The organism is Telluria antibiotica (assembly GCF_011682055.1).
GTDB lineage: Bacteria > Pseudomonadota > Gammaproteobacteria > Burkholderiales > Burkholderiaceae_D > Telluria > Telluria antibiotica.
On record NZ_JAAQOM010000028.1, the window covers coordinates 17,733 to 38,037 of the forward strand.

A 20,305-nucleotide genomic window follows, 5' to 3' on the forward strand; every position below is an offset into this window, starting at 1 on the left:
TGGGCGGCCCTCCGCCCACGCGACCGTTAGCGTATCGCATACGTTCGCGTGGGCACGGGGTGCCCACCCTACGTTGTGTGCGGCCATCGCCAGCGTTGACGCGCCGTGATCATTTCAGGTATTTGTTGAACCAAGCGATTTCACGCGCCCGTAAATCGCGCTGGTTCTCCGGCTTGCGGAACGCATGCCCCTCGCCGTCGTACACGAGCAAGGTGGTCGGCACGCCCAGCGCCCGCAGCGCGTGCCAGAACTCGAACGATTGCGCCGGCGGGCATTCCACGTCGCGCTCCCCCACGTAGATCAGCGTAGGCGTGCGCGCCGCCTTGATCGACTCGATGGGCGACAGCGCGCGGTAGATGGCCGGATCGTCGTACATCGTCGCGCCGAAGAAAGGCACCATCCACTGGTCGATGCCGTTCTGGCCGTAGTAGCTGATCCAGTTGGCGATGCCCGCGCCGGCCACCGCGGCCTTGAAGCGCTGGCTGTGCGTGACGCCCCACATCGTCATGAAGCCGCCGTAGGAATGGCCCATCAAGCCCAGACGATTACCGTCGATGGGGGCCCGCGCGATGGCCGCGTCGACGCCTGCCAGGATGTCGCGCCAGTCGCCGCCGCCGAAGTCGCGCCGGTTCGCGCGCGTGAACGCGGCACCCTGGCCGTAGCTGCCGCGCGGATTCGGCATGAAGACGAAATACCCCTCCTTCACGAGGTCGCGCACGAGCGCGTTGCCGCCCTCCCCCGCCGCCACGTAGTGAGGCGTCGCGGCCGCCGCGGGGCCGCCATGTACCGTGACGATCATCGGATACGTTTTCCCCGCCGCGACGTTGCGCGGTCCCACGAGCCAGCCCTGCACATGGAAACCTTCATTGGTCCAGGCGACGCTGCGCGCGGCCACCTGCGGCGCGAAGCCGTCGTTGTCGCGGGTGATGGGCGCCAGCTCCGGCAGGCGGCCGGCGACGACGCGCGGCGCGTGCTCGAAATCCTCCGTGACCGACGCCGCCACCTTGCCGTCCGCACTGAACACGAAGCGCCCGTCGCGGCCGGCCGCCGCGGTCACCGGTGCCTGCCACAGCATGCGCGCCGCGCGCGTATCGGGGTCGATCGTGGCGATGCCCGCATCGCTGCCGGCCAGCACGGACGCGATGAGTTCCTTGCCGCGCCACGCGATGCCGTTGAACGTGCCCTTGTAGTCGGGCGTCACGTCGACGGGCTCCCCGCCTTCGAACGGCACCGTGTAGACGTCGCCGCCCACGGACCCGAAGTCGCTCATCAGCCCACCGATGAACGCCACCGTGCGGCCGTCCGGCGCCACGTGCGGCATGTTCATCTGCATCTTCGGTGCGGCGATCACGCGCAGGCGCCCGCTGGCCGCGTCGACGTGGCCGAGGGTGGCGATCCACCAGTTGTTGTCGCCATTGCCCTGCGCGCTCGTGACGACGAAGCCCTTCCCGTCCGGCGTCCAGTCGTATTCGTAGATGAACGTGTCGCTCGGCGACACGAGACGGTAGTCACCACCGGCGGCGGACACGATCGCGATGCGCTGCTCGTCCTCTTGTTGCGCAAGCCCGATCTCGCCGACCTGGCGCGCGCCCGCTTCGACGGCCCCCGTCAGCTTCTTCGCGCCCACCGTCGCGAGGAAGGCGACCTGGCGCCCGTCCGGCGACCAGCGCAGGCTGCCGGCGACGCCCTTCACGGTGGCGAGTGGCGTCATGCGGCCGTCGCGCAGCAGGACGACGGTGGCGGTACCGGCATTCGAATCGGCCACGATCGCCGCCAGTGTCTTCTGGTCCGGCGACCACGAGAGCGTCCCCACCTTGCACTGCGCGCAATCGGTCTTCTGCCACGTCGACGCGATCCTGCCGGTGGCCGTGTCGCGCACGACGACACGCGGCCCCGTCCTGGGCTCGCCCTCCACCGCTTCGACGGCCGCGATACGGTCGCCGCCCGCCGTCATCGCGAGCGCGTGGTAGGTGCGCATGCCCGCCGGGTCGGCGGACGCAAGCCCCGCCGCGGCCAGCAGCGCGACCAGCGCCGCGCCACGTGCGAGGGTCTTGTCATGCTTGTGGAAGTCCAGCGCCATTGTCTCGTCCTTGTTCTCGTTGTGGATGCCAACGTAAAGACGAACACGCGAACGACCCGCCTACGCTGGAGCAAATACCAGCGCGAAGTCTACGCCAACTCTGCAAGCGTCGGCATCCCCGTTTTCGCGCCGGGAGCCGCGCCGACAGCGCGCGTCAGGCCTTGGCGGCGCTGAGCATGCGCTCCACGTAGCGCGCGATCAGGTCGATTTCCAGGTTGACCTTCGCACCTGCACGCAGGTGCTTCAACGTCGTGACGGCAATCGTGTGCGGGATCAGGTTGATCGAGAAGCGGCAGCACTGGCGGCCGGCGGCGTCGAGGTCCTCGACGCTGTTGACGGTCAACGACACGCCGTTCACGACGACGGAGCCCTTGTACGCCAGGTATTTGCCCAGGTCGCGCGGCGCATCGACGACGAGCTTCCACGACTCGCCCACCTGGTCGAAGCTGTGCACCTCGCCCAGCCCGTCGACGTGGCCCGACACGAGGTGACCGCCCAGGCGCTCGGCCAAGGTCAGCGCCTTTTCCAGGTTCACTTCACCCGGCTGGTCGAGGCCGACGGTGCGGTTCAGGCTTTCGCGCGACACGTCGACGGCGAACGCGTCGTCCGTCTTTTCGACGACCGTCATGCAGGCGCCGTTGATGGCGATCGAGTCGCCCAGCGCCACGTCGCCCAGCGGCAGGCCGCCCGCGTCGATGGCCAGGCGCACGCCGGCATCCGCGCCGTCCGCCAGCGGAGTGACCGATTTGATGCTGCCGACGGCAGCGACGATTCCGGTGAACATGAGTCTTTCCTTTGCTGTATCGATGTCTGAATTCGTGGTGCGGACCGGGCGCCTAGCCGGCGCGGCCATTCGTGGCCGAACCGTTCGCGGCCCGACCGTTCGGGTCCTCGTCCGGGCGGAACCGGGCGAGGATGCGCACGTCCGGCCCGACCTGGGCCACGCCATGGAAATGCAACGGCACCTTGTCCGCCAGGTGCGCCAGCGGTGGCAGCGCGAACATGCCCTGTCCCGGGCCGACGAGGCTGGGCGCGAGGTACACGAGCAGCTCATCCACGCAACCTTCACGCACGAGCGACGCGTTCAGCTTGGCGCCGGCCTCGACGTGCAGCTCGTTGATCTCGCGCCGCCCCAGTTCAAGCATCAGGGCCGGCAGATCGACCTTGCCGGACGGATTCGGCAGCATGATGATCTCGTGGCCCTGCGCGCGCAGGGCCGACTCCTTGTCCGGATTCGGCACGGCCGCCACGATCCAGCACGGCTCGCCTTCGAGGACGCGCGCATCGGGGTCGATGTCGAGCCGGCTGTCGACGATCACGCGGCGCGGCTGCAGCGGCGTGTCGACGCCGCGCACGGTCAGCTGCGGATTGTCGACCTTGATGGTGCCGATGCCCGTCAGGATCGCGCTCGCGCGCGCGCGCCACGCATGCCCGTCCGCGCGCGCCTGCGGGCTCGTGATCCACTGGCTCTCGCCATTGTCGAGCGCCGTCGCGCCGTCCAGGCTGGCAGCCGTCTTCAGGCGCACCCACGGGCGGCCGTGGCGCATGCGCGTGAAGAAGCCGATGTTCACTTCATAGGCCTGCTCGGCCAGCAGCCCCGCGCTGACGTCGACGCCGGCCGCTTCCAGCTGCGCGAGACCGCGCCCCGCGACGATCGGGTTCGGGTCGACCATGGACGCGACGACGCGTCCGATTCCCGCCTGGATCAGCGCGTTCGAGCACGGCGGCGTTCGGCCGTAGTGGCTGCACGGCTCCAACGTCACGTAGGCGGTGGCGCCGCGCACGTCGTTGCCGCGCGCCTGGGCATCGCGCAGCGCCTGCACTTCCGCATGGGCCTGGCCCGCGGGCTGCGTGTGGCCGGCGCCGATGACGGTGCCGTCGCGCACGATCACGCAGCCGATGCGCGGGTTCGGCGCCGTGATGTACATGCCCTTCGCCGCCCATTCGAGGGCCAGCGCCATGCCGTCGGTATCGCTCTGTATCTGCACTCTTCGTTCCGGTCTCGCTACGTTGTGTTGGCGCGCCTTGCCGCGCTCAGGGCGGCGCCGACGCGCCGTCGCACCCCGCGTCGCGCGCGGGATCGCAGACGCGCGCGCGGCCCAGCATATTGATTTTAATACGACGGATGTGCCCGCCGTGGTACAGCGACACCGTGCCCCAGCGTGCCGCCGCGCTGTTGCCGTCGGCACAGCTGCGCCCCGCGCCATTGTAGGCGATATAGTACGGCCGTGCCGAATTCGTGAAGGTGAAGTCAACGGCGACGCCCGGCGGCAAGGGACCGTGTTCCGCGACCGGCTCGGCCATGCCGGCGCTGCCACTGCCACTGCCACTGCCACTGCCACTGCCACTGCCACTGCCGCCATCGTCGTCCAGCACGCGCCAGCCCAGGCGCCAGTCGGCACCGGCCGGGTCCAGCGGCACGAGCTTGACCTGCCGCCCTCGCGCGAGCGCGCGAGCCCGCGCCAGGTCGATGGCTGAGAACAGGTCGGCGGTGGCCGCTTTCAGTTGCTGTGTTCGCACGAGGTCGCGCAGATCCGGGGCCGCGACAGCCAGCAGCACGGCGGCGATGGCCAGCACGGTGCACAGTTCAGGCAGCGACAGGCCGGCGACGCGCGGTACCCGACTGCGCCCGGACATCACGGCCAGCATCGTGCCCCCGTGCCTTGTGCGCTCTGGCGTCCGGTACTGTCCAGTGTAAGCGTGCCACAGTCGGGGTCGCGGAACCGCGCATCGACGCGGGCCGTGCCCGGACGGGCGCGGATTTCGATGCATTCTGCGATGTCGCGCCCGGGACACGCATACGCATCGATCTCGTACGCGCTGGCGGCCGCGTTGGTGCCCGACCACCATGCGAATCCGTCCGGCCCGGACGCCTCGGCCGAAAACGGCACGTAACTGTTATGGCGGAGGCGGTAACGCTCCTGCCGCTGCATCGCGTCGATCAGCGCCACCATCCCTTCCGTGCGGCGCGTGCGCACGATGTAGCCGGCGTACGTGGGATACGCGAGCGCGCCCACGATGCTCACGATGGCCAGCACGATCAGCGCTTCGATGAGCGTGAAGCCGGTGCCGCGTGGTACGCCGCCGCCGAGCCGACCGGCCGGCTCGGCCGTGTCACGGTTGCACGCGGGCATGCAGTTCGGCCCAGTTCGCGATTTCCCGCCAGCCGACGCGGCCTGCCGGGAGCCCGCGTCCTTGTTGCGCAGATGAAGAAGCGTTGCCATTGCCGCTGCCGTTATCGTTTGAGGTTCCATTGCCGGTCGACGCGCCGCTGCCGCTGCCGCTGCCGCTGCCGCTACCGGTGCCGTTGCCGTTGCCGTTGCCGTTGCCGTTGCCGTTGTCGTTGCCGTTGCCGCTGCCGTTCCCGTTGCCCGTCCCGTCGGCGCCGGCGCTGCTGCCGCTGCCGTTCGCGCCTCCGCTCTCGCTCCCGTCGCCATTCCCGCTGGCAGCCCCGTTCCCACCGTCGTCACGACCACCGTGACCGGATGCGCCACCGGTCCGATCCCCGCCTCCGGTCCCGGTCCCGGCCCCGCCGCCCGCCGCCGACGCGGGCAACGGCAACCGATACACGGACTGCAACACAGCCCGCGTCAACGTCCGCGTCCCGAACCCGATCGCCGTGATGCGGTAGAACGTACCCTGCTGCGCCGTGGCGCCGGCCGGTGCGATCCGCTCGATCACATACGCGGGCAGCCGCGCCGGCAACATGCCGCGTCCGACAGCCAGCACGGCGCCCGTGAAGCGGCCGTAAGGCACGAGCGCCGGGTTGTCGGCATCGGCCAGGTCCAGCGTCTGCCACGCAGGCGGCCCCGTGGCCAGGCACAGACCGAGGTCGTCCGCGCCGCGTCCGCATCCGGCGACGAACGCGGCCGCACCCGCCGGCGCGAAGTGGGCAGCGCGTTCCGACGACGGCGTCGCGCCCGTTCCCGCGATGTCGTGCTCGGCATCGCGCAGGGCCGCCTCGGCCGAGGCGACGGCCACGTCGCGGTCGCGTTCGTTGTGCGCCGCGGCCAGCAGCGCGAAGGCGCCGCGTACGACGGCGAGGCCGATCGCCATCGTCGCCAGCATCAGCATCAGCGCGCAGACCAGGGCCAGTCCTCGCTCGGCGCGGCGCGCGCGTCCAGGTTGCGTATCTACTGGCTTCATGATGGCGGCCCCGGCAGTGCGACCGTGAACGTGAACAGCCGCCGCTCGCGCCGCCGCAAATCGGGCGACATGCGCGCTTCGTCCACCGAACTGCCCGAGTCGTCCGCGTCAGCGGCCTGCGCATAGCCGGCACCGAGCAGGTCGTGGCGACTATTGCCCGGATCGCTGCGCGTGGCCCGGCTACCGTGCAGCAGCAGGCCCACGCGCACGGCGACGACGCGCTTCCAGTGCGTGCGGCGGTTGAACTCGACCTCGCTCGAGCCCGCCAGCGCGTCGTCCAGTGCAGCCACGGCGGCTGCGTTCACGTAGCGGTTCGCCACGCCGTCGGGCGGGTCGTCCGTATCGACGCCGTACAGCACCTGGAAGCCGTCCACGCCGCTCACGACAGCGTCCGCGCTCCAGTGCGCGGCGCCGCGGTATTTGCAGCGCAGCTCGGCCTCGCCGTCGGCGTTGCGCGCCACGTAGAAGATGCTCCAGCCCTCTTCTCCCGCCGCGACGGGGAATCCGGCGCAGTCGACGACGCTGCCGTCGCCGGCGGGTCCGGCGCCGGCACCGGGAAAGCGTACGGCCAGGACGTCGCTACCGTTGACGGCGCCCGGCAGCGCGTCGGCGATGCCGGGCGTCGTGCGCGCCAGCGTGCGCGCGTCGAGCCCGCTAAGGCGCGCCGGGGCGACATCAGCGGCAGCGCCGGCGAACGTGTCAATGTCCACGGAGCCAGCCTGGTGCACGGCGCGGCGGATCACGTCGATGGCGACGCGTCCTCCGTCGTCGACGGCGGATGACTCGACCTGGGCCGCGTAGGCGCCGTTCGCAAGCACGAGCAGGCGCCCGGCCATCAGCACGATGCCGAGGCCGACGGCCAACGCCACCATCAGCTCGGCCAGCGTCATGCCGCCGCCACGGGCCGAGCACCGTACGATGCGTGGTGCCGCACGCCGCAGCCAGGACGGACGCACCGCGCGCACCCGCGCGTGCAAGCCCCCGTTCATGGCGTCGCTCCCGCCAGCGGCAGCATGACCTTGGGCGCGCCCGTCGCCGCATCGCCTTGCGCACGCCAGCCGATCTTGACGACGACCGGCGCGCCGACCCGCCCGTCACAAGTCCAGTCGGGCACCCCGGTCGCATCGAGCAGCGCGGCGTCGCGGCATACGCGGATGCGCCCGCCGGGAAAAGACGCCGCCAGCGCCGTCGACACGTCGAACACGTCGAAGCGCGCGAGGTCGTCCGGATCGCAAGCCGTGTCCGCATAACACGAGGCAGCAACAGCCGGCGCGCCACTGACGGCGTCATAGTCGAGCTGGAGATAGGGATCGGCGTCGTCGGGCCGCGAGAGAACGAGGCCATTGGCCCGCATGCGCTCGCCGAGCGACCACGCGAGCCGGGTACCGTCCGCCAGGCGCGCCGCATCACGCGCGGCACGCACGGCCAGCATCTGCAGCCCGGCCGCGCCGGCGATGCCCAGCGCGACGACGAACAACGCGACGAGCACTTCGACGAGCGTGAAGCCCGCATGAATCGCACACCCTGACTGCAACCGCATGACCGACCTCCAGCGCGCCGTGTTCGGAGCTGCCAAGGTAACAGTCGAGCGCAGCGAAGCCGTGTGGCGGCTCAACCGTGCAGATGCAACTAAATCGGGGAAATATGGACGCGCACTTACTTGCGCGGCTGGCCCACTTCAGCGATCGCTTCCTGGAACTCGGCCAGGTCTTCGAAGTTCTTGTAGACGGACGCGAAGCGGATGTAAGCGATCTTGTCGAGACGCTTAAGTTCCTGCATCACGAGTTCGCCGATGTAGACGGAGTCGACCTCGCGCCTGCCGCTGGTGAGCAGTTTTTCCTCGATCGACGCGACGGCGCGGTCGATCGCCTCGGCCCCGACGGGACGCTTACGCAGCGCCAGCATCAGGCTGCCGCGCAGCTTGGACGATTCGAATTCCGTGCGGCTGCCGTTCTTCTTGACGATGATCGGCATCGACAGTTCGATGCGTTCGTACGTGGTGAACCGCTTGTCGCATTGGGCGCAGCGACGCCGGCGCCGGATGGCGTCGCCTTCCTCGGATACGCGGGTATCGAGGACCTGGGTGTCTTCATGCTGACAGAACGGACATTTCATGGGCTTGGAGAGGGCGCCGCACGGGCGCCCTCATATCGCATTACGCTGCGTAGACAGGGTACTTGTCGGTCAGCTGCTTGACTTCGGCCTTGACGCGGTCGATGGTCGCGGCGTCGTGCGGGTTGTCCAGCACGTCGGCGATCAGGTGGCCGACCTTGACGGCGTCCTCCTCCTTGAAGCCGCGCGTGGTGAACGCGGGGCTGCCCAGGCGGATGCCCGACGTCACGAACGGCTTCTGCGGGTCGTTCGGGATGCCGTTCTTATTGCAGGTCATGTGCGCCTGGCCCAGGATCGCTTCCGCTTCCTTGCCGGTCAGGCCCTTCGAACGCAGGTCGACGAGCATCACGTGCGACTCGGTACGGCCCGAGACGATCCGCAGGCCGCGTGCGGTCAGCGTGTCGGCCAGTGCCTTGGCGTTCTTGACGACCTGCTGCTGGTACGCCTTGAATTCCGGCGTCAGCGCTTCCTTGAACGCGACGGCCTTGCCGGCGATCACGTGCATCAACGGACCGCCCTGGATGCCCGGGAAGATCGCGGAGTTGATGGCCTTCTCGTGCTCGGCCTTCATCAGGATGATGCCGCCGCGCGGGCCGCGCAGCGATTTGTGCGTCGTCGACGTGACGAAGTCGGCGTGCGGCACCGGGTTCGGGTATTCGCCCGCGGCGATCAGGCCGGCGTAGTGGGCCATGTCGACCATGAAGTAGGCGCCGACTTCCTTCGCTACGCGGGCGAAGCGCTCGAAGTCGATGCGCAGGGCAAACGCGGACGCGCCGGCGATGATCAGCTTCGGCTTGTGCTCGCGCGCCAGGCGCTCCATCTGCTCGTAGTCGATGTCTTCCTGCTCGGTCAGGCCGTAGGAGATCACGTTGAACCACTTGCCCGACATGTTCAGCGCCATGCCGTGCGTCAGGTGGCCGCCTTCGGCCAGCGACATGCCCATGATCGTGTCGCCCGGCTTCAGCATGGCGAAGAACACGCCCTGGTTCGCCTGCGAACCGGAATTCGGCTGCACGTTCGCGGCTTCCGCGCCGAACAGTTCCTTCACGCGGTCGATCGCCAGCTGCTCGGCGATGTCGACGTATTCGCAGCCGCCGTAGTAGCGCTTGCCCGGATAGCCTTCCGCGTATTTGTTGGTCAGCTGCGAGCCCTGGGCTTGCATCACGGCCGGCGACGTGTAGTTCTCGGATGCGATCAGCTCGATGTGGTCCTGCTGGCGCTTGTTTTCCTTCTGGATGGCATCCCACAGATCCGGGTCAACCTTGGCGAGCGTGTGATCTTTTGCAAACATGAAAAAACTCCAATCGATAAGAGAACCAGGCAACGGTCAGCGCTGAACGGGCGGGAGCCGGAAACACACAGGGCAGCCGCGCGTCAGACGCGTACCAGTCGGTGGCTGCCCAGGCGAACGGCAAGTTTGAAATCTCACGTTCCCCGGTGGGAGCCCACCTTCGCCACGCACCGGCAGGCCGATCGCTCCTGATCGGACGGCAGCGCACGGTTTTCGCCAGTTACGTGAGATGTAAATGGAACTTTCGATTGTACGGGATTGTACGGTTGGCAGGCAAGAAAACCGATGACGACCTGGCAAGCCCGAGGATGCGCGCCGCTCAATATAGTCATTTCGGCTACAATCGCAAGGTTGCAACCTTGCCAGGCAAAAAATATCATGATCGTTTTCATCACCGGCGCATCCGCCGGATTCGGCGCCGCCATGGCGCGTACCTTCGTCAAGAACGGCCATCAAGTAGTGCTGGCGGCGCGCCGCAAGGACCGTCTCGACGCGCTTGCGCGCGAGCTGGGCGAATCGGCCCTGCCCATCGCGATGGACGTGACGGACAAAGCGTCGATCGAGGAAGCGCTGTCGATGCTGCCGCAGTCCTGGCGCCAGATCGACGTGCTGATCAACAATGCGGGCCTGGCCCTGAACACGAAGCCGGCGCACGAAGTGCCGCTGGAAGACTGGGAGACGATGATCGCGACGAACGTCCGGGGCCTCGTCACGATGACGCACGCGCTGCTGCCGTCGATGGTCGAACGGGGCAGCGGACTCGTCATCAACATCGGCTCCGTGGCCGGCCGCACGCCGTATCCGGGCGGGAACGTGTACGGCGCCACGAAGGCGTTCGTCGAACAGTTCACCCTGAACCTGCGCGCCGACCTCGTCGGCACCGGCGTGCGCGCCACCAATATCGCGCCCGGCCTGTGCGGCGGCACGGAATTCTCGAACGTGCGCCTGCGCGACGACGCGGCCGCGGCCAAGGTCTACGAGGGCACGCAGCCGCTGACGGCCGAGGACATCGCCGAGACCGCATACTGGATCGCGTCGCTGCCCCCGCACGTCAACATCAACCATATCGAGATGATGCCGACCTGCCAGGGCTACGGTCCCCTGAACATCAAACGCACGCAGGGCTGAACGGCGGGCGCCCCGGCCGGGCTGGATCGGTCGACGGCCGAACGAATTGTTTTCGCTTTGTAACAGCGGCGCCCCCTTTCATGAAAAAGTGCTACAGTTGCTGGCTTGGCATGGGGCGGTGGCACCCAAAACGTCCCACCGCCGATACCCGCGCATATGTTCCCAAGCGAACATAGAGCGGATGAACATCGCGTAAAATGTTTCCCATTTCCATTTATGGCAGCTGACATGCCTTCAGTTTTCACCTGGACGGTTCGGGTCTATTACGAAGACACGGACGCCGGCGGCATCGTGTACTACGCCAATTACCTGAAGTTCTACGAACGTGCGCGCACCGAATGGCTGCGTTCGCTCGGCATCGATCAGCAAACCTTGCGCGACCGGGACGGCGCGATCTTCGTCGTGCGCAGCGCCAACATCGACTACCGCGCGTCCGCCCGCCTGGATGATGAAGTGACCCTGACGCTGAACGTGGAAAAGCTGGGCGGCGCGTCCGTGCACTTCACCCAGCAAGCCTGGCGCGGCGACACCCTGCTCTCCAGCGCCGATGTAAAAGTCGGTTGCGTCGACGCGGCCACGATGCGTCCCCGTTCCCTTCCTGACGTCGCCGCTGCTAAAATGCGTGCCGCGTGATAATTCATTTGACCAAATATTATTTCCAATGAACGCAGTCCAAGACCTCTCCTTCATTGAACTGATCCGCCATGCCCACGTGCTGGTGCAGTTGCTGATGGCCCTGCTGTTCGCGATTTCCCTGATGAGCTGGACGTACATCTTCCGCAAGCTGTTCGCGATCCGCGCCGCGCGGCGCCAGACGGAACAGTTCGAGCGCAGCTTCTGGGCCGGCGGCAACCTGCACACCTTGCACCAGAGCGCCAGCAGCCAGCGCGACCAGAGCGGCCCGCTGGCCCGCATCTTCGAAGCGGGCATGGGCGAGTTCATCAAGGGCAAGCAGGCATCGCGCGACGCGCTGGACGTCGGCGCCGTGCTGGACGGCGCCCGCCGCGCCATGCGCGCCGCCTTCCACCGCGAACTGGACCAGCTGGACACGCACCTGAACTTCCTCGCGTCCGTCGGTTCCGTCTCACCGTACATCGGCCTGCTGGGCACCGTGTGGGGCATCATGAACGCGTTCCGCGGCCTGGCCAACGTGCAGCAGGCGACGCTGGCGACGGTCGCGCCGGGCATCGCGGAAGCGCTGATCGCCACCGCCATCGGCCTGTTCGCGGCCATTCCCGCCGTCGTGGCGTACAACCGCTTCACGCACGACATCGACCGCCTCGCGATCCGCTTCGAAAGCTTCGTCGAGGAATTCTCGAACATCCTGCAGCGCCAGTCGCGCTGATCGCCGCAAGAGGATTCGACATGGCCTTCAACAGCAGCCTGCGGGGCAGCCGGCGCAAGCTCAAGTCCGAGATCAACGTCGTGCCGTACATCGACGTGATGCTGGTGCTGCTCATCATCTTCATGGCAGTGCCGCCGACGCAGAACCCCAGCGAGATCAAGCTCCCGAGCGCCGAGCGCTCCACGCAGCCGCCGGACGACTACATCCAGATCGCGATCAAGGACAACGCCCAGCTGCAGATCGGCATCACGGGCAAGAACCCCCAACCGCTGGAAAACGTGGACAGCCGCAGCACTCTCGTCACGCGCCTGCGCGACATCCACGCCGAGCATCCGGATTATCCGGTCTTGATTGCGGGCGACCGCGACAGCAAATACGACGACGTCATCCAGCTGATTTCGGAAGCCAAGAAGATGGGTATCAACCGCGTCGGCCTGGCCACGAAGTGAAGAAGAACTGATGTCAGCAACGAAGCACAACAACATCGGCAACGGCTCGCCTTACGAAGTGCCGCCTGAACCGAACCGCTGGCCGGCCATCGGCCTCGCGGTGGGTGTGCACGCCCTGTTGCTGGCCTTCCTGTGGATCGGCATCAGCTGGCAGAACAACACGCCCATCGCCGTCGAGGCGGAAATCTGGGACGTGACGACGCAGACCGCCGCCCCGGCCCCGACACCCGCCCCCGAGCCCGAACCGGAGCCGGAGACCCCGCCGCCGCAGCCCGCGCCGAAGGCCGCCCTCCCGCCGCCGCCCGTCGTCGAACAGCCGCAGCCGAAGCAGCCCGACATCGCCCTCGAGCGCGAGAAGAAGCGCAAGGAAGAACTGAAACGCAAGCAGGCCGAGGAAGAGCGCGAACGCGAGCTCGAGCAGAAACGCGCGGACGACAAGAAAGCGAAGGCGCTCGCCGAGAAGAAGGAACGCGAACTCGAAGAAAAGAAGGCAAAGGCCGAGGCTGAAAAGAAAGAAGCCGAGAAGAAGAAAAAAGACGAAGCGGAAAAGAAAAAGAAAGAGGACGCAGAGAAGAAGAAAAAGGCCGCCGAGGAACAGAAGAAACTCGACGCCGCGCGCGACGCCGAGATGCGCCGCATCACGGGCGCGGCCGGCAATCCGACCAGCACCGGCAAGGCCGAGAAATCGACGGCGCCGCGCAGCGACCCGGGCTATTCCGCGGCCATCACCGCGAAGGTCAAGGGCAATACGTCGTACGCGGGCAGCCTCGACGAGCCGGGCAATCCGACGGCGACGTTCCGCGTCGAACAGCTGCCCACGGGCGAGATCATTTCGGTCAAGAAAATCAAGAGCAGCGGCGTGCCGTCATTCGACGACGCGGTCGAAAAAGGCATCAACAAATCGTCCCCACTGCCCAAGAAGAAAGATGGTACGGTAGAGCGATCCCTTGTGATCGAGTTCCATATGAAGGACCTGCAGTGATCGCGTCCCGACTCTAACCATTGCTGAGAGAAACATGAAGAAACTACATACCCTGCTGTTTTCGGCCTCCCTCCTGATGGGCGTGGCCGCACATGCCCAGCTGAAAGTCGAAATCGCCGGCGTGGGCAGCAACCAGATCCCGGTCGCGGTCGCGGCATTCGCCGACGAATCCGTCGCACCCGACCAGGTTTCCGCGATCATCCGCGCCGACCTCGAACGCAGCGGCGTGTTTCGCGTCATCGACGCGCGCCAGACCATTTCCGACACGGCCAACGTCGACCTCGCCGCATTCAAGGCGAGCGGCGCCGATGCGCTCGTCGTGGGCTCCGTGCAGCGTCTCGCGGACGGCCGCTTCCAGGTGCGCTACAAGCTGATGGACACCGTCAAGCAGGCGCAGCTGTCGCAACTGTCGGACGCCGTCAGCGCGCGCAACACGCGCCTGGAAGGTCACCGCATCGCCGACGACATCTACGAAAAGCTGACGGGCGTGCGCGGCATCTTCTCGACCCGCATCACGTACGTGAAGCAGGACCCCGCCGCGCGCGACTACAAGCTCGTCGTGGCCGATGCGGACGGCGAAGGCGAACAGGTCGCCGCGCACGGCCGCGAGCCGATCATCTCGCCGTCGTGGTCGCCGGACGGCACGAAGGTCGCGTACGTCTCGTTCGAACTGCGCAAGCCGGTGATCTATGTGCAGAACCTCGTGACCGGGCAGCGCACGATCGTGGCCAACGAAAAGGGCAACAACTCCGCGCCGGCCTGGTCGCCGGACGGCACGAAGCTCGCGCTCGCCCTGTCGAAGACGGGCAATACGCAGGTCTGGATCGTGAACGCGGACGGCAGCGGCCTGCGCCGCGTGTCGAACAGCAGCGGCATCGACACCGAGCCGCAATTCTCCGGCGACGGCCAGTCGATTTACTTCACCAGCGACCGCAGCGGCGGCCCGCAGATCTACAAGATGGGCGTGAACGGTGGCCAGGCTACCCGCGTCACGTTCCACGGCAACTACAACATCAGCCCTCGTATCTCCCCGGACGGCAAGACGCTGGCCTGGATTTCGCAACGCGATGGGGGTTTTTCCCTGTATGCGATGGACCTGGCCTCCGGTCAGGAACAACGCTTGGCCGATGGGGCCACCGAACCGAGTTTTTCGCCGAACGGCAAGTACATCATGTATGCGACGAGGGGTGGCGGGCGTACCGCGTTGGCCGTTGTGTCGGTCGACGGACGCGTCAAGCAGCGCTTGAGCACCCAAGCGGGAAACATTCGGGAGCCCAGCTGGGGCCCGTTTATGAAGTAAATCTTTTTGACCAGGAGAAAAACCATGCGTAATGTAAAAAGTGTAGCGTTCATCGTTGCCGCTGCTGCCATGCTGTCGGCATGCTCGTCGACCAAACTGGCTGAACCGGCACCCGTCGTCGAAAAACCGGTCGCACAAGTCGCGACGCCGCCGGCCGACACCCGTGAAATCCGTCCGGTCGAAACGGGCAACGTCGATCCGCTGAACGACCCGAAAGGCGTCCTGGCGAACCGCAGCGTGTACTTCGACTTCGACAGCTACGCCGTGCGCGACGATGGCAAGGCAGTCGTCGAGAACCACTCGGCCTACCTGACCAAGAACAAGCAGCGCAAGGTCCTGATTCAAGGTAACACCGACGAACGCGGCGGCACCGAGTACAACCTGGCCCTGGGCCAGAAGCGTGCCGAAGCCGTGCGCAAGTCGATGGCCGCCCTGGGCGTGTCGGACAGCCAGATGGAAGCTGTCTCGCTGGGCAAGGAAAAGCCGAAGGCCACCGGCCACGACGAAGCTGCCTGGGCTGAAAACCGCCGCGCCGACATCGTCTACCAATAATCGAGGCGCTGTCGCCGCTGTCGAGGACAGTACGTTGACAGCGGGGCGGGATGCGGTGCAGACTGCATCCCGCCCCGTTTCCATTTGGATTTGTAAGTTTTCAGAGGTCTAGAAAAGTCATGATCATCAAACTGCCCCCGTTCCGCCGCGCCGCCATCGCCCTCGCCCTGACCGCCTGGCTGCCCCTGCAGGCGCACGCCGGCCTGCTCGACGACGACGAGGCACGCAAGGCGATCCTGGACCTGCGCGCCAAGGTCGACGCACTGGCACGCGACGTCAACGCCCGCATGGACACGAAGGCCGACAAATCGATCGGCGTCGACATGCTGAACCAGCACGAGCAGACCATGCAGGAGATCTCGCGCCTGCGCGGCCAGGTCGAAGTCCTCGCGAACGAGATCGCCAACGCGCAAAAGAACCAGAAGGACTTGTACGCCGACCTCGACGCCCGCATCAAGAAGCTCGAGCCGCGCCAGGAAACGATCGACGGCCAGACGGCCGAAGTGCTGCCGAGCGAAAAGAAGACGTACGACGCCGCGATGGACCTGTTCAAGTCGGGCGACTACAAGACGGCCGCCACCGCACTGCAGGACTTCGTCCGCCGCTTCCCCGACTCCGCGTACGCGGCCAACGCGCAGTACTGGCTCGGCAACGCCTATTACGCGCAGCGCGACTACAAGAACGCGATCGCCGCGCAGGAAGCCGTCGTCGCCAACTACGGCACGAGCGCGAAGGCGCCCGACGCCATGCTCAACATCGCCTCCAGCTACACGGAACTGAAGGACAAGAAGAACGCCAAGAAGGCCTTGCAGCACCTCGTCTCGAAGTACCCGGACTCGGCCGCCGCACAAGCCGCGAAGGACCGCCTGGCCGCGCTGAAGTAAGCCGCGCGTGTCCGTATTGCACCGTGACCGTTTGACACGGTCGCGGTTCCCCCCTATAATCTTGCTTCTTTCGGGTCGTTAGCTCAGTTGGTAGAGCAGCGGACTTTTAATCCGTTGGTCGCTGGTTCGAGCCCAGCACGGCCTACCAGAATTCAGCAGCAGCAAGCAAGGCGTGACGAGTGATCGTGACGCCTTTTTTGTTTCTATCGTCCGCTCACGCCGTCATCGCGTGCAGCGCCCCGACGTCGTCCGGATCGCGTTCCAGCCGCTCCGCCGCCGCCCGGATCTTTCGGTAGTACAGGCCGTTGCGCACGCCTCGATAATCCATGTACGCCACCGCGACCGGGTCCGGCCGATGCTCGCGCCGCGCCCGGTCGATCAGGACCTGCAGATAGCGCGTGCCCGTCCGGATGTTCGTCGCCTCGTCGATGAAGGCAGGACTCTCGTGGAAGGTGTCGGCGGCGGCGTACAGCGCGGGCTCCGTGCGGCGCCCGGCGGGCGGCTTGCACAGGTTGTCGAGCCGGAACAGCTCGCGGTTCGCCACCTTCAGCACCTGCATCAGCCCGCGCGCGCTGCTGCCTTCGGGCTGCGCGCACGCATCGAAGCGGGACTCCATGTAGATCTGGCACACGATGACGGCGTCCGGCACGCACGAGCGGTTGTTCTCGTGCACGAGCCGCTGGATCTCGCGCAGGCGCGCGACGGGTTGCTGTGGAACAGTCCGGTCGGCCATGTCGCCTCCTTCGTCGTCAAGGCCCTATCGTGCTACCCACCTCGCATGCGCGGTTTGCGCACGCTCAGCCGGGGGCGAGCTATGATTGCTTGGACTCAAGTGCCTCACCGGCCCCGCGCTCGATAATTTCCGTTTGGAATGCTCCCGTCCCGCCACCAAGGAACCCGCGCCATGCCTCTCGATCTCTCCGACACACTCGTCGTCGGCATCTCCGCCACCGCCCTGTTCGACCTGGCGGAAGCCGATGCCGTCTACAAGGCCAGGTACGCCAAGAATCCCAATAGCGCGCTGGAGGAATACCGCGCCTACATGCTCGAACGCGAAAGCGAGCCGCTGCGCGACGGCACCGGCATGGCGCTCGCGCGCGCCCTGCTCGGCCTCAACCGCTACGCCGAATCCGACGCGAAGCCCCTGGTCGACGTCGTCGTCATGTCGCGCAACAGTCCGGAGACGGGCGTGCGCGTCTTCAACAACATCCGTTCGCGCGGCCTCCCGATCTCGCGCCACGCGTTTACCGGGGGCGAATCCGTCGTCGACTACCTGGACGCGTTCGACGTCGACCTGTTCCTGACGACCAACGTCGAGGACGCCCAGCGCGTGATCGACGCGCAAGCGTGCGCCGCCGCGATCCTGAAGGCGCCGCCGCATGCGGCCGAGGCGCCGCCCGACGACCAGGTGCGCATCGCGTTCGACGGCGACGCCGTGCTGTTCGACGAGTCCAGCGAGCTCGTGTACAAAACGGAAGGCCTGGACCGCTTCCACACGATCGAGGACGAGAAGCAGAACGAACCGATGAAGGACGGCCCCTACGCGATCCTGCTGCGCAAGCTGGCGCGCCTGCAGGAACGGCTGCCGTTCGGCGCGGACGTGTCGCCCGTGCGCATCGCGATCGTCACGGCGCGCAGTGCGCCGGCCGAGATGCGGGTCATCAACACCCTGCGCCACTGGGGCGTGTACGTGAACGAGATCTTCTTCCTTGGCGGCGTGGCGAAGTCGAAGATCGTCAAGGCGTTCCGCGCGCACCTGTTCTTCGACGACCAGGACCTGCACCTCGACCCGGCCGCGCGCCACGTCCCGTCCGGGCGGGTGCCCTACCGCTCCGATTCGCCGCTGTTCACGCCGCTGCCGCTCGACTTGTCGGCCGACCCGCCGCTGCTCGTGGAAAAAGTAGAAGCGGGCTGATCAAGGCCCACCGCGCCCCGCACCTCGAAGGGGGCGGCGGCGACCGCCCGGCCATCGCTCCCCACCAGCTTCAGTTCGTGTTTGCCCGGCTGCGGCGCCCACGTGGCCGTCCCATCGGCCGGGCCTGCATCATTGCCGTCAAGCTCCCAACGCAGGCCCGCACCGCCGTACGCGCGGAACGTCATGCGCTGCAGCGGCGCGGGGATGTCGGGGTCGAGGGCGATGACGCTGTCCGCGGCGGGATACGCGATGCGGGGCGTGCGCTTCGCGGGTGCCAGCAGCTCCACGACGGCGGTCTCCGTGCCGCGTACGAACCACTCGGCGCGCTCGGGCTCCACGGCCGGGACGAAGCGCACCGCCTGGCGCACGAGGCCAGGCGGCGCGGCGGGCGCGCGGCTCGGGCGGTCGCGGTGCAGATAGTCCGTCACGTCACGCCACAGCGGCGCCGCGCCCGACACGCCGGACACGTCCCACATCGAGCGCCCGTCGAAATTCCCCACCCACACGCCGACCGTGTAGCGGTCCGAGAAGCCCACGCACCAGTTGTCGCGCATGTCCTTGCTAGTGCCCGTCTTGACGGCGCTCCAGAAGCCCGTCGCCAGTTCGTTCGACAGGCCGAACGTCGTGCTGCGCGCGGCGCGGTCGGACAGGATGTCGGCCACGATGAAGCTCGCGCGCGCATCCAGCACGCGCCGCTTGGCGGCCGCGGCGCGCGGCACGAACGTCACGCCGTCGTGCAGCCCGCCGTTCGCCAGCGTGCGATAGGCGTTCGCCAATTCGAGCAGGCTGACGTCGCCCGAGCCGAGCGCCAGCGACCACCCGTAGAACTCGGGCGCTTCCGTGAGGCTCGTGATGCCCAGCTGCCGCAGGCGCTCGTGGAAGCGCTCCAGCCCCGCCAGCATCAACGTGCGCACGGCGGGGACGTTGAGCGAGCCGGCGAGGCTCGTGCGCACGCTGGCCGCGTCGCGGTATTGATGATCGTAGTTCTGCGGCACGTACAGGCCGCCGACGGTCGGGATGTCGACGGGGGTGTCGTCCAGCAGCGACGCGGCCGTCAGCTGGCCCCGTTCCAGCGCCAGCTCGTACAGGAACGGCTTCAACGTGGAGCCGGCCTGGCGCAGCGCCGTCACGCCGTCGACCTCGCCCGCGCCGCCGTTCGCGACGTACGCCAGCACCTCGCCGCTCGCATTGTCGATGACGACGACGGCGCCGTCCCCCACGTTGCGTTCGGCCAGCTCGGCAAGCCGGCGACGCAGCGCGGCGGCGGCGAAGCGCTGCAGGCCGGCGTCGAGCGTGCTGCGCACGACGCTGCCCGGACCGCCGCCCAGCCGGCGCGCCAGTTGCGGCGTCGTGCCCGTCGTTGCCGCCACGGGCGCCGACGGCGGCGGCGCCGCGCGCGCGAACGCGGCGTCGACTTCCCATTCGATGGCCGCACAATCGGCGCGCGGGTCGAGCTCGCGCGCGAGCGCGCACGCGCGCCGCGCGACGAGCGCGGGCGCCGCCGTCGGCGCACGCAGCAAGCTGGCGAGGATCGCGGCCTCGCCCGCGTCGAGCCCAGACGGCGCCTTGCCGAACAACCCGCGCGCGGCGGCGCCGATGCCTTGCAGCTCGCCGCGGTAGCTGGCCAGGTTCAGATAGGCTTCGAGGATCTGGCGCTTGCTCCATCCCGCTTCCAGCTCGCGCGCGGCGAGCGCCTGGTCCCATTTGCGCGCCCACGTGCGGCCGGCCGAACGGGGCGCGAGCTTCGGGTCGAGCAGGCCGGCAAGCTGCATCGTGATCGTCGACGCCCCGCGCGTGCGCGTGCCCACGGCGCCGAACAGATTGTCCCAGGCGGCCTTGCCGATGGCCTGGAAGTCGATGCCGCCGTGTTCCATGAAGCGCTGGTCTTCCGCCTGCAGCACGGCGCGGCCGACGGTGGGCGAGATGTCGTCCAGCGCGACCCACGCCGTGCGCCGGCCCGCCATGTCGACGCGCACCGAGGCGATCGTCTCGCCGTGGCGGTCCAGCAAGGTCGTATCCGACGAGCGCCACGCCGCCTTCACGTCCTGTGGCGCGGGCACGGCGGCCCACAGCGGGACCGCGACCAGCAGCAGCAACCACGCAGCCCTCGACTTCATGCCG

21 protein-coding genes, 1 tRNA gene and 1 riboswitch are annotated in these 20,305 nt (G+C 67.6%); of the genes, 10 read left to right on the top strand and 12 right to left on the bottom strand.

Annotated elements, in window-relative coordinates:
• Nucleotides 1–109 precede the first annotated feature (109 nt).
• From HAV22_RS29645 to glyA, 10 genes are all read right to left on the bottom strand, one after another.
• Nucleotides 110–2,080, bottom strand: coding sequence for a S9 family peptidase (locus HAV22_RS29645; protein WP_166865075.1), 1,971 nt, complete (start codon nucleotides 2,078–2,080; stop codon nucleotides 110–112).
• A gap of 154 nt (nucleotides 2,081–2,234) precedes the next feature.
• Nucleotides 2,235–2,864: a riboflavin synthase gene (locus HAV22_RS29650; RefSeq protein ID WP_166865078.1), complete on the bottom strand. Its 630-nt coding sequence runs from the start codon at nucleotides 2,862–2,864 to the stop codon at nucleotides 2,235–2,237.
• A 52-nt stretch (nucleotides 2,865–2,916) separates the two neighbouring features.
• A complete protein-coding gene (ribD, locus tag HAV22_RS29655) occupies nucleotides 2,917–4,068 on the bottom strand; it encodes a bifunctional diaminohydroxyphosphoribosylaminopyrimidine deaminase/5-amino-6-(5-phosphoribosylamino)uracil reductase RibD (RefSeq protein ID WP_166865080.1) in 1,152 nt (383 codons plus the stop codon).
• A gap of 46 nt (nucleotides 4,069–4,114) precedes the next feature.
• Nucleotides 4,115–4,717: a GspH/FimT family pseudopilin gene (locus HAV22_RS29660; protein WP_166865083.1), complete on the bottom strand. Its 603-nt coding sequence runs from the start codon at nucleotides 4,715–4,717 to the stop codon at nucleotides 4,115–4,117.
• Complete coding sequence (locus tag HAV22_RS29665; RefSeq protein WP_166865086.1) at nucleotides 4,717–5,214, bottom strand: type IV pilin protein; 498 nt, start codon at nucleotides 5,212–5,214, stop codon at nucleotides 4,717–4,719. Before HAV22_RS29665 ends, HAV22_RS29660 begins: the two co-directional genes overlap by 1 nt.
• The gene (locus tag HAV22_RS29670) at nucleotides 5,195–6,226 is read right to left on the bottom strand and encodes a pilus assembly PilX family protein (protein ID WP_166865089.1); all 1,032 of its coding nucleotides are present in this window, start codon (nucleotides 6,224–6,226) and stop codon (nucleotides 5,195–5,197) included. Before HAV22_RS29670 ends, HAV22_RS29665 begins: the two co-directional genes overlap by 20 nt.
• Nucleotides 6,223–7,215 (bottom strand): PilW family protein, encoded by a 993-nt coding sequence (locus HAV22_RS29675; RefSeq protein WP_166865093.1) that lies wholly within the window; start codon nucleotides 7,213–7,215, stop codon nucleotides 6,223–6,225. The genes HAV22_RS29670 and HAV22_RS29675 overlap by 4 nt, the downstream gene beginning before the upstream one ends.
• Nucleotides 7,212–7,766 (bottom strand): type IV pilus modification protein PilV, encoded by a 555-nt coding sequence (pilV, locus tag HAV22_RS29680; RefSeq protein WP_166865096.1) that lies wholly within the window; start codon nucleotides 7,764–7,766, stop codon nucleotides 7,212–7,214. Before pilV ends, HAV22_RS29675 begins: the two co-directional genes overlap by 4 nt.
• A 116-nt stretch (nucleotides 7,767–7,882) precedes the next feature.
• The gene (nrdR, locus tag HAV22_RS29685) at nucleotides 7,883–8,341 is read right to left on the bottom strand and encodes a transcriptional regulator NrdR (RefSeq protein WP_166865099.1); all 459 of its coding nucleotides are present in this window, start codon (nucleotides 8,339–8,341) and stop codon (nucleotides 7,883–7,885) included.
• A 40-nt stretch (nucleotides 8,342–8,381) separates the two neighbouring features.
• The gene (glyA, locus tag HAV22_RS29690) at nucleotides 8,382–9,629 is read right to left on the bottom strand and encodes a serine hydroxymethyltransferase (protein ID WP_166865102.1); all 1,248 of its coding nucleotides are present in this window, start codon (nucleotides 9,627–9,629) and stop codon (nucleotides 8,382–8,384) included.
• A 100-nt stretch (nucleotides 9,630–9,729) separates the two neighbouring features.
• A riboswitch (ZMP/ZTP riboswitch) is annotated at nucleotides 9,730–9,863 on the bottom strand.
• A gap of 144 nt (nucleotides 9,864–10,007) precedes the next feature.
• On the opposite strand from glyA, the gene HAV22_RS29695 reads away from it, so the two are divergent.
• The 9 genes from HAV22_RS29695 (at nucleotide 10,008) to HAV22_RS29735 (ending at nucleotide 16,417) form a co-directional block, all read left to right on the top strand.
• Complete coding sequence (locus tag HAV22_RS29695) at nucleotides 10,008–10,757, top strand: SDR family oxidoreductase (protein ID WP_166865105.1); 750 nt, start codon at nucleotides 10,008–10,010, stop codon at nucleotides 10,755–10,757.
• A gap of 228 nt (nucleotides 10,758–10,985) precedes the next feature.
• Entirely contained in the window at nucleotides 10,986–11,390 is a 405-nt protein-coding gene (gene ybgC / locus HAV22_RS29700; protein ID WP_166865108.1) for a tol-pal system-associated acyl-CoA thioesterase, read from the top strand.
• 28 nt (nucleotides 11,391–11,418) lie between these two features.
• Entirely contained in the window at nucleotides 11,419–12,102 is a 684-nt protein-coding gene (gene tolQ, locus HAV22_RS29705; RefSeq protein ID WP_075795407.1) for a protein TolQ, read from the top strand.
• A gap of 20 nt (nucleotides 12,103–12,122) precedes the next feature.
• Complete coding sequence (locus HAV22_RS29710; protein WP_166865111.1) at nucleotides 12,123–12,551, top strand: biopolymer transporter ExbD; 429 nt, start codon at nucleotides 12,123–12,125, stop codon at nucleotides 12,549–12,551.
• 10 nt (nucleotides 12,552–12,561) lie between these two features.
• Complete coding sequence (gene tolA / locus HAV22_RS29715; protein ID WP_166865115.1) at nucleotides 12,562–13,533, top strand: cell envelope integrity protein TolA; 972 nt, start codon at nucleotides 12,562–12,564, stop codon at nucleotides 13,531–13,533.
• Nucleotides 13,534–13,567: 34 nt separating this feature from the next.
• Nucleotides 13,568–14,833 (top strand): Tol-Pal system beta propeller repeat protein TolB, encoded by a 1,266-nt coding sequence (tolB, locus tag HAV22_RS29720; RefSeq protein WP_166865118.1) that lies wholly within the window; start codon nucleotides 13,568–13,570, stop codon nucleotides 14,831–14,833.
• A gap of 24 nt (nucleotides 14,834–14,857) precedes the next feature.
• Nucleotides 14,858–15,385 (top strand): peptidoglycan-associated lipoprotein Pal, encoded by a 528-nt coding sequence (gene pal, locus HAV22_RS29725; protein ID WP_166865121.1) that lies wholly within the window; start codon nucleotides 14,858–14,860, stop codon nucleotides 15,383–15,385.
• Nucleotides 15,386–15,504: 119 nt separating this feature from the next.
• Nucleotides 15,505–16,269 carry a tol-pal system protein YbgF gene (ybgF, locus tag HAV22_RS29730; RefSeq protein ID WP_166865124.1) on the top strand — a complete coding sequence of 255 codons (765 nt, stop codon included), beginning with the start codon at nucleotides 15,505–15,507 and terminating at the stop codon, nucleotides 16,267–16,269.
• 72 nt (nucleotides 16,270–16,341) lie between these two features.
• Nucleotides 16,342–16,417 (top strand) — tRNA-Lys (locus tag HAV22_RS29735).
• A gap of 66 nt (nucleotides 16,418–16,483) precedes the next feature.
• Here the strand turns inward: HAV22_RS29735 and HAV22_RS29740 are convergent.
• The gene (locus HAV22_RS29740; RefSeq protein WP_166865126.1) at nucleotides 16,484–17,002 is read right to left on the bottom strand and encodes a lysozyme family protein; all 519 of its coding nucleotides are present in this window, start codon (nucleotides 17,000–17,002) and stop codon (nucleotides 16,484–16,486) included.
• Nucleotides 17,003–17,173: 171 nt separating this feature from the next.
• Between HAV22_RS29740 and HAV22_RS29745 the strand changes: the two genes are divergently transcribed.
• Complete coding sequence (locus tag HAV22_RS29745; RefSeq protein ID WP_166865129.1) at nucleotides 17,174–18,184, top strand: 5'-nucleotidase; 1,011 nt, start codon at nucleotides 17,174–17,176, stop codon at nucleotides 18,182–18,184.
• Here the strand turns inward: HAV22_RS29745 and pbpC are convergent.
• A complete protein-coding gene (gene pbpC, locus HAV22_RS29750) occupies nucleotides 18,094–20,301 on the bottom strand; it encodes a penicillin-binding protein 1C (RefSeq protein WP_208296435.1) in 2,208 nt (735 codons plus the stop codon). The genes HAV22_RS29745 and pbpC overlap by 91 nt on opposite strands.
• Between the last annotated feature and the right edge of the window lie 4 nt (nucleotides 20,302–20,305).